Origin of the sequence: Nonomuraea antimicrobica, from assembly GCF_039536965.1 — a bacterium.
Taxonomy (GTDB): Bacteria; Actinomycetota; Actinomycetes; order Streptosporangiales; family Streptosporangiaceae; genus Nonomuraea; species Nonomuraea antimicrobica.
In genome coordinates, this window is the sequence record NZ_BAAAZP010000245.1 from 1 (window position 1) to 602 (window position 602).

General features: G+C 71.9%; 1 pseudogene. It reads left to right on the top strand.

From position 1 onward, the window contains the following. Positions 1-13 precede the first annotated feature (13 nt). Positions 14-602, top strand: a pseudogene (locus tag ABD844_RS52095) (hypothetical protein); the annotation flags it as partial.

The following is a 602-nucleotide window of genomic DNA, read 5'->3' on the forward strand; positions in this document are numbered from 1 at the left end:
GTGGGAGCGCGGCATGGCGATCGAGCGGCACCGTATCCGAGGCACCAGCCGCATCAACTGGCGGCTCACGCCTGAGCGGGTGCTGGTCTGGCTCAGCCTGGCCGAGACGACGGACCGCAGCGCGCAGGAGGTGGACGCCCACCGCCGCCTGACCCGGGTGGCCCTGTCAGCCAAGCGGGCCAAGCTGCTAAGGGAGACCGGCGCCTCTGATCGGGAGCAACGCGCCGCGTTCGCGAAGCTCGACAAGGCGATGGACGCCGCCGTCGAGCACACCGGTCTGGCCGTGGACAAGGCCCGGCAGAAGGAACTGCTCGCGCAGATCGCTGCCCTCTACAACACGAAGGCGCTCACCGACGCCGAACCCGTCTCGCCCTGGGAATCCGCCATGCCACAGACGCCCGTAACGCAGGACGTGATCCGCGCGATCACGGACTCGGCGTACTCACTCGGCCGCGCGGAGGCGCTGCGCGAGTTGTCCCCTCGGGTGAACGGCTGGTCCCCCTCTTCCCCTGGAGGACTGGCCGCGTCCCGCCGGGCGGTTCAGGGCCCGGCCGAGGCGGCTGGTCCGTCCGCGCCAGCCCGTTCCGTCCCCGGTGCCGGGG